The 8012-nt window shown below is 57.4% G+C and carries 7 protein-coding genes; 5 read left to right on the top strand and 2 right to left on the bottom strand.

Annotated features, from left to right (window positions below; translation table 11 throughout):
* Window positions 1–601 precede the first annotated feature (601 nt).
* Both OC445_RS25215 and OC445_RS25210 read right to left on the bottom strand, forming a co-directional pair.
* Window positions 602–991 (bottom strand): hypothetical protein, encoded by a 390-nt coding sequence (locus tag OC445_RS25215; RefSeq protein ID WP_054896739.1) that lies wholly within the window; start codon window positions 989–991, stop codon window positions 602–604.
* A 304-nt stretch (window positions 992–1295) separates the two neighbouring features.
* A complete protein-coding gene (locus OC445_RS25210; protein ID WP_054896740.1) occupies window positions 1296–1565 on the bottom strand; it encodes a DUF2790 domain-containing protein in 270 nt (89 codons plus the stop codon).
* 397 nt (window positions 1566–1962) lie between these two features.
* Between OC445_RS25210 and acs the strand changes: the two genes are divergently transcribed.
* From acs to OC445_RS25185, 5 genes are all read left to right on the top strand, one after another.
* Window positions 1963–3918, top strand: a complete 1956-nt coding sequence (gene acs / locus OC445_RS25205; RefSeq protein WP_005790645.1) for an acetate--CoA ligase — start codon at window positions 1963–1965, stop codon at window positions 3916–3918.
* Between the two features lie 698 nt (window positions 3919–4616).
* On the top strand, window positions 4617–5402 hold the full coding sequence (locus tag OC445_RS25200) for an ABC transporter substrate-binding protein (protein WP_034128472.1): 786 nt from the start codon (window positions 4617–4619) through the stop codon (window positions 5400–5402).
* Window positions 5403–5493: 91 nt separating this feature from the next.
* The gene (locus tag OC445_RS25195; protein ID WP_003193627.1) at window positions 5494–6183 is read left to right on the top strand and encodes an ABC transporter permease; all 690 of its coding nucleotides are present in this window, start codon (window positions 5494–5496) and stop codon (window positions 6181–6183) included.
* Window positions 6180–6878: an ABC transporter permease gene (locus OC445_RS25190; protein WP_003193625.1), complete on the top strand. Its 699-nt coding sequence runs from the start codon at window positions 6180–6182 to the stop codon at window positions 6876–6878. The genes OC445_RS25195 and OC445_RS25190 overlap by 4 nt, the downstream gene beginning before the upstream one ends.
* 1 nt (window position 6879) lies before the next feature.
* On the top strand, window positions 6880–7992 hold the full coding sequence (locus tag OC445_RS25185) for a succinylglutamate desuccinylase/aspartoacylase family protein (protein WP_054896742.1): 1113 nt from the start codon (window positions 6880–6882) through the stop codon (window positions 7990–7992).
* Window positions 7993–8012: the final 20 nt, after the last annotated feature.

Raw genomic sequence — 8012 nt, 5'->3', positions numbered from 1 at the left:
ACCGTCGAGGCGGTCCATGTTGGCTTCGGTGGCGTGGCCGGCGTTGGCGCCTTTGGCGGCTACTTCGCCTTCTTCTTCTTTGTCGAATTCGTCCCAGCTCAGCATGACGTGTCGTCTCCTGCGTGAGGGCTCAAAGGTGCCCGTGTGAAACCGGATGGTTGGGTGTTCACACGGCCCTAGGGCCGCGGTGGATCTTAAGGAATCGTTTGTTGCAGCTAGCGCACGCATTAAACGGAATAGGGCTACGGGTGCTCTGCGTGAGGCTTGAGGGGCGCAGCAGCAGGTGCAAGCTCGCGCGGGATGCCTCAGGTCTGGCTCTTCATCCCTGTGTAAAGGGATATTGCAGGCCCGATTTACCCGCGCATTATAGGGAAAAAATTGGGTTTGTGTTGTGGTGGATGACCGCAGTGGAGGAGCTGAATGTAGATTTTTCCAGCCACGGCAAGGGTTTGCAGGGGGATTGTTGCTTGAGCGATTTTTAATTGGTGCGCAGATGCTTTCGCGATCTCTGGACGCTTGTGATGCCAATGCGCTTCGATCTGGCTCACAGATACGGAGGCAGGAGGGGGGCTACAGCATTTACTGCCCCCGCGAGGGTGCGTTACTTTTTAACCGGGAATGTCACATCAAAATTACCGGAAGATATTTTTTCTTCGGTTTGCGAGTTAATTAATTCAAAGGTACCTGTGGCACGGCCTGAATTTTCATCCCAGTCGCATTTAACGTTTCCCGCATTGGCGCTCCACGCGGAAGTGCCCAGTTTTATATAGGTTTGTACATTGTCTGAGGGTAAGGGGATTGCGCCTTGGTTGAACTCCTCACGCAGGATGGTGATTTGAACGTAACTGTCGTAGCTTGAAAGTTTTGGTAAAAAATACAAATAAGCTGCTCTCTGGTCAACTTCACCACGGATCTCTTTGAAATGGATGACCGCACTCCCGCTTCCTGTCGCTTTAGCTAAATCACGCGGGTCTTTTTTTAAAATCGTCATGGTTTTTGCTCCTCAGTCGTTGCGTATGATATTTGTCTTGCCGCATCCTTCTTGATGCGACAGGCATGACAAACTCGGAGTCTCATTCAAACACGCACTTAAAACTGAGGTAACTGTCAGAGTTGACAGGTTTAAAGAAGTAATTGGAATTATGTGAGGTATTTATCAGTAAAAAAATCATATGCGGGAAGGAGCAGTGGCTCGGTCATCACTGAGGGCTGGAGTAGCCGCCCGAGATAATGCTCCTCGTCGCAACAATGATTACTTTATAGACATGGATTTTGATGGGGCGAAGCAAGGGCTGTTAGCCGTTAGAGCAACCATTGCCCATTACTTGATAGTTGAGAATATGACGCTGGCCTTGAGAATCTTCATATTCCATCTTCACCGGTACAACTTCGCAGACTTCTGGAATGCTGCTCATGGACAAGACTTTGGCCACATCCAAGTGCGTGCTATAGGTGTAGTTCTCGACAATCGGGGCGTTCTGGCCGGCCAGTTCAGTCGGGGCTTCGTCCGCCAGGGCGGCGGTGGCGCACAAGCTGCTCAGGGCGATCACTAATAACGCTTTCATTTCTTCATTACCTTCTTCAGGGCGAAAGGGGGCACGGGGCCCTTGTGAGGCCGCGTGTGTCACTTAAAAGTTGGGAAGTTCGGATTAACGTTGCCTTCGTGGGGGCTGTTGCGTTGTTAATCAGAGTGCCTTGTTGGCGGAGTTGATTTTAGGCGCCTCGGTTATATTCATATACCCGTAGTTTTGATAAACACTTTTGGCGGTTTTTGTAACAATCCCTCAATCAAGATTTTTTCAGAAACCTGCCAGCCGCCGCAGCACGCGGGCCAGAGCGGTGAAAAGGCATAGCAGGGCAATTTGTAGGGTCTTGTTACTACCATCGTCGAATGGTTCTATAGGCCCACCCCGGCTACAACAGGGGCCATACAACAACAACTATGTCACCGAGGTAAGAAAGATGAGTGCGGCTTCCCTGTACCCCGTTCGCCCCGAAGTAGCAGCCAACACGCTGACCGACGAGGCGACCTACAAGGCCATGTACCAGCAGTCGGTGGTCAACCCCGATGGCTTCTGGCGCGAGCAAGCCAAGCGCCTTGACTGGGTCAAGCCTTTCACCGCGGTGAAGCAGACCTCTTTCGACGACCACCATGTCGACATCAAATGGTTCGCCGATGGCACCCTGAACGTTTCCTACAATTGCCTGGACCGTCACCTCGCCGAGCGTGGCGACCAGATCGCAATCATCTGGGAGGGCGACGACCCTGCCGAGAGCCGCAACATCACCTACCGCGAGTTGCATGAAGAAGTCTGCAAGTTCGCCAACGCCTTGCGCGGCCAGGACGTGCACCGCGGCGATGTGGTGACTATCTATATGCCGATGATTCCCGAAGCCGTGGTCGCCATGCTGGCCTGTACCCGCATCGGCGCGATCCATTCGGTGGTGTTTGGCGGTTTTTCCCCAGAAGCCCTGGCCGGTCGCATCATCGACTGTAAGTCGAAAGTGGTGATTACCGCTGACGAAGGCATTCGCGCCGGTAAGAAAATTCCGCTTAAGGCTAACGTTGACGACGCACTGACCAACCCGGAAACCAGCAGCATCCAGAAGGTGATCGTGTGCAAGCGCACCAATGGCGCGATCAAGTGGAACCAGCATCGCGACATCTGGTACGAAGACCTGATGAAAGTGGCGGGCACCGTCTGCGCGCCAAAAGAAATGGGCGCCGAAGAAGCGTTGTTCATCCTCTATACCTCCGGCTCTACCGGCAAGCCCAAGGGTGTGCAGCACACCACCGGTGGCTACTTGCTCTATGCGGCCCTGACCCACGAGCGCGTATTCGACTATCGCCCAGGCGAAATCTACTGGTGCACCGCCGACGTCGGCTGGGTCACTGGCCACACCTACATCGTCTACGGCCCGCTGGCCAATGGCGCGACCACGCTGCTGTTCGAAGGCGTGCCGAACTACCCGGACATCACCCGCGTGGCGAAGATCGTCGACAAGCACAAGGTCAATATCCTCTACACCGCACCGACCGCGATCCGCGCGATGATGGCTTCCGGCACCGCAGCCTGCGAAGGCGCCGACGGCAGCAGCCTGCGCCTGTTGGGCTCGGTGGGTGAGCCGATCAACCCGGAAGCCTGGGACTGGTACTACAAGAACGTCGGCCAATCCCGTTGCCCGATCGTCGATACCTGGTGGCAGACCGAAACCGGTGCCACGCTGATGAGCCCACTGCCAGGCGCCCATGCGTTGAAGCCGGGTTCGGCGGCACGGCCGTTCTTCGGTGTGGTGCCGGCGCTAGTGGACAACCTGGGCAACATCATCGAAGGCGCCGCCGAAGGCAACCTGGTGATTCTGGATTCCTGGCCAGGCCAGGCGCGCACCCTGTACGGCGACCATGACCGTTTTGTCGACACCTACTTCAAGACCTTCCGCGGCATGTACTTCACCGGTGACGGCGCACGTCGCGATGAGGATGGTTACTGGTGGATCACTGGCCGTGTGGATGACGTGTTGAACGTGTCCGGCCACCGCATGGGTACTGCCGAGATCGAGAGCGCCATGGTTGCGCACCCCAAAGTCGCCGAGGCGGCGGTGGTGGGCGTGCCGCATGACATCAAGGGGCAGGGCATTTATGTGTATGTCACGTTGAAGAATGGTGAAGAGCCCAACGAAGCACTGCGCCTGGAGCTGAAGAACTGGGTGCGCAAGGAAATTGGCCCGATTGCCTCGCCGGATGTGATCCAGTGGGCGCCGGGGCTGCCGAAGACACGGTCGGGGAAAATCATGCGGCGCATTTTGCGCAAGATCGCCACGGCTGAATACGATGGGTTGGGGGATATCTCTACCTTGGCAGATCCAAGCGTGGTGGCGCATTTGATTGAAACGCACAAGACCATGAACGTCGCGTAAGCGGGGTAGGTGGGACAGAGCCCCATTCGGTGCAAGCCGGGTGGGGCTTTTTTGTGGGGGGGCCATGTAACACCGAGATGCAGTGTGGGAGCTGGCTTGCCTGCGATAGCTATTTATCAGTTAGCCCATCTTTGGCTGATACACCGTTATCGCAGGCAAGCCAGCTCCCACAGTTCAGATCGCATTTCATAAAGGGGTGTGGGTGGCGGTCTGACAGAGCCGCATCACGACCAAGCCAATAAATATCGGTTTTCCCGGTAGGACGTTTCTGAATGTTACCGGCCCGCTCAAATGTGTAACCACCCGCACAAAGCTGGGGCAATGGACCACGCCCCCGCCCCGAAAAACCGCGTTCTAGACACCCCCAAAAATAAGATTAAACGCCAGACTTGCCGTGCTAGAAGGGTTTGCGAATAATAGGCCCGCAATTTGCAGCATCATCAGGTTTAATATCTTTTGTCTCTGCATAAAATTCAGAGGCTGTCAATGTGTTGGAACCGCTTTCTCAGTGCTTCTGTAAATTGTTGTCGCATTGAGGAAATATCGGCTTCCGGCCTGTCGTTAGAATGCCGATCACTCGCTCGTCGTCGCAGGTGTCGCCCGCGCAGGACGCAGCACCGCTATTCGGTTACACCTTCGCCGCATCGTGGGCCATGGCTCATACTGCTGTTTTTGCCCTATACCGATGGAGTCCCAAGATGAAGAAACTCGTGCTGTTGGGCGCCCTGGCGCTGTCCGTGCTGTCCATGCAGGCTTTCGCCGAAGGCAAGCCGCTGAAAATTGGTATCGAAGCGGCTTACCCTCCGTTTGCCTCCAAGGCACCGGATGGCAGCATCGTCGGTTTTGACTACGACATCGGCAATGCGCTGTGCAAGCAGATGGACGTCAAGTGCACCTGGGTCGAGCAGGAATTCGATGGCCTGATCCCGGCGTTGAAAGTGCGCAAGATCGACGCGATCCTGTCGTCCATGTCCATCACTGAAGACCGCAAGAAATCCGTGGACTTCACCACCCGCTACTACCTGTCCCCAGCGCGTCTGGTGATGAAGGAAGGCACCACCGTCAGCGACAGCCTGGATGAACTCAAAGGCAAGAAGATCGGTGTGCAGCGCGGTTCGATCCACGATCGTTTCGCCCGTGAAGTCCTGGCGCCAAAAGGTGCGGATATCAAGGGTTACAGTACCCAGAACGAAATCTACCTGGACGTGGCTGCCGGTCGTCTCGACGGTACCGTGGCTGACGCCACCCTGCTGCAAGATGGTTTCCTGAAAACCGACGCCGGCAAAGGCTACGCGTTTGTAGGCCCATCGTTCACCGAAGCCAAATACTTCGGCGACGGTATCGGCATCGCAGTGCGCAAAGGCGACAAGGAAAACCTTGAGCGCATCAATGCGGCCATCGCTGCAATCCGTGCCAACGGCGAATACAAGAAAATCCAGGACAAGTACTTCGACTTCGATATTTACGGCGCTGACGCCAAGTAACTCATCGCAGCTGTCTGTCCGAAATGGCGCAAGCAACAGTCATCCTGAAGTTTGCGCCATTTTTTCATCCCCCTTTTCGAGGACCTGAATCATGTTGAAAGGCTACGGGGCCGTTATCCTCGATGGCGCTTGGTTGACGCTTCAGCTCGCCTTGTCGTCCATGGCCTTGGCCATTGTTCTGGGTCTGATCGGGGTCGCGCTACGCCTGTCGCCGGTACGTTGGCTGGCTTGGCTGGGCGACTTGTACTCCACGGTGATCCGCGGGATCCCCGACCTGGTGCTGATCCTGCTGATTTTCTACGGCGGTCAGGACTTGCTTAACCGCGTCGCGCCGCTATTGGGCTTTGACGACTATATCGACTTGAACCCCCTGGCCGCCGGTATCGGCACCCTGGGTTTCATCTTTGGCGCTTACCTCTCGGAAACCTTCCGTGGCGCCTTCATGGCCATTCCCAAGGGCCAGGCCGAAGCCGGCCTGGCGTATGGCATGAGCAGCTTCCAGGTGTTTTTCCGGGTGATGGTGCCGCAGATGATTCGGCTGGCGATCCCCGGGTTTACCAACAACTGGCTGGTATTGACCAAGGCCACCGCGCTGATTTCGGTGGTAGGTCTGCAAGACATGATGTTCAAGGCCAAGCAGGCGGCAGACGCCACCCGCGAGCCTTTTACCTTCTTCCTCGCAGTGGCGGCGATGTACCTGGTGATCACCAGCGTGTCGTTGCTGGCCTTGCGTTACCTTGAGAAGCGCTACTCGGTAGGCGTAAGGGCGGCTGATCTATGATCTTCGACTACAACGTCATCTGGGAGGCCATGCCGCTGTACCTTGGCGGCTTGCTGACCACCCTGAAACTGCTCGCTATCTCGCTGTTCTTCGGCCTGCTCGCGGCCTTGCCCCTGGGCTTGATGCGCGTGTCCAAGCAGCCGATCGTCAACGGCGTGGCCTGGCTTTACACCTACGTGATCCGCGGCACGCCGATGCTGGTGCAGCTGTTTTTGATCTACTACGGCCTGGCACAGTTCGAAGTGGTGCGCGAAAGCTTCCTGTGGCCGCTGCTGTCCAGCGCAACGTTCTGTGCGTGCCTGGCGTTTGCGATCAATACCAGCGCCTACACCGCCGAAATTATCGCCGGTAGCCTCAAGGCCACGCCTAACGGTGAGATCGAAGCGGCCAAGGCCATGGGCATGTCGCGCTACAAACTGTACCGCCGCATCCTGTTGCCGTCGGCCCTGCGCCGTGCGCTGCCGCAGTACAGCAACGAAGTGATCATGATGCTGCAGACCACCAGCCTGGCGTCCATCGTTACCCTGATCGACATCACCGGTGCCGCGCGTACGGTCAATGCCCAGTATTACCTGCCGTTCGAAGCCTATATCACCGCTGGCGTGTTCTACCTGTGCCTGACCTTCATCCTGGTGCGCCTGTTCAAGTTGGCCGAGCGCCGCTGGCTGAGCTACCTGGCTCCACGGAAGCACTGATATGGAACGTATCGATCATCTGCTGCCCTGGGGGCATTTGGGCTGCGAGCGCCAACTGAGCGTGTTCCGCTTTGGCAGCGGCGAGCGCAAGGCCTATATCCAGGCCAGCCTGCACGCCGATGAGTTGCCGGGTATGCGTGCCGCGTGGGAACTGAAAAAACGCCTCACAAAGCTGGAGCAGCAGGGCGCCCTCAACGGCGTGATCGAGCTGGTGCCGGTGGCTAACCCGATGGGCCTTGGCCAGCTGTTGCAGGGCAGCCACCAGGGGCGTTTCGAAGTGGGCAGCGGCAAGAACTTCAATCGCGACTTCGTTGAGTTGAGCGAGCCGGTCGGTGCATTGTTGCAAGGCAAACTGGGTGATGACCCGCACGCCAATGTGCGCATGATTCGCCAGGCCATGAGCGATACGCTGGCCGCCTTGCCCGAGCCGAGCAGCCAGTTGCAAGGCATGCAGCGTATCCTGCTGAGCCATGCCTGCACCGCCGATGTGGTGCTGGACCTGCATTGCGACGCCGAAGCCGCACTGCACATGTACGCGCTGCCCCAACACTGGCCGCAGTGGCGGTCGCTGTCGGCACATCTGAATGTGAAGGTCGGCCTGCTGGCGGAAGATTCCGGCGGCAGTTCGTTTGACGAGGCGTGCTCGTTGCCGTGGCTGCGTTTGTCGCGCATGTTCCCGCAGGCGCAGATTCCGCTGGCCTGCCTGGCAACGACGTTGGAGTTGGGCGGCCAGGCCGACACCGGCCGTGATGAAGCCATCTTCCACGCCGAAGGCATCCTTGCGTTCCTCGCCGAACAAGGCTTGATCAAGGGCGAGTGGCCTGCGCCGCAACACGAACCTTGCGAAGGTGTGCCTTTTGAGGGCACCGAGCTGCTGTTCGCGCCCCATGCCGGGGTGATCAGTTACCTGCGTAAAGCGGGCGACTGGGTAGAAACCGGCGACGAGATTTTTGAAGTGATTGACCCCCTGACTGACCGCGTAAGCACTATTTGCGCGGGCACCTCGGGGGTGTTGTTTGCCGTTGAACGGCTACGTTATGCCCAAGCGGGTTTCTGGCTGGCCAAGGTGGCGGGGCGCGAAGCGCTGCGTCACGGGCGCTTGCTCAACGACTGACCACCTGTTTTTGTGAGAAC

The organism is Pseudomonas sp. Pse35, assembly GCF_024519715.1.
Lineage (GTDB): Bacteria > Pseudomonadota > Gammaproteobacteria > Pseudomonadales > Pseudomonadaceae > Aquipseudomonas > Aquipseudomonas paracarnis.
Note: the sequence above shows the minus strand (reverse complement) of the source record. Positions and strands in the feature narration are given on the sequence as shown.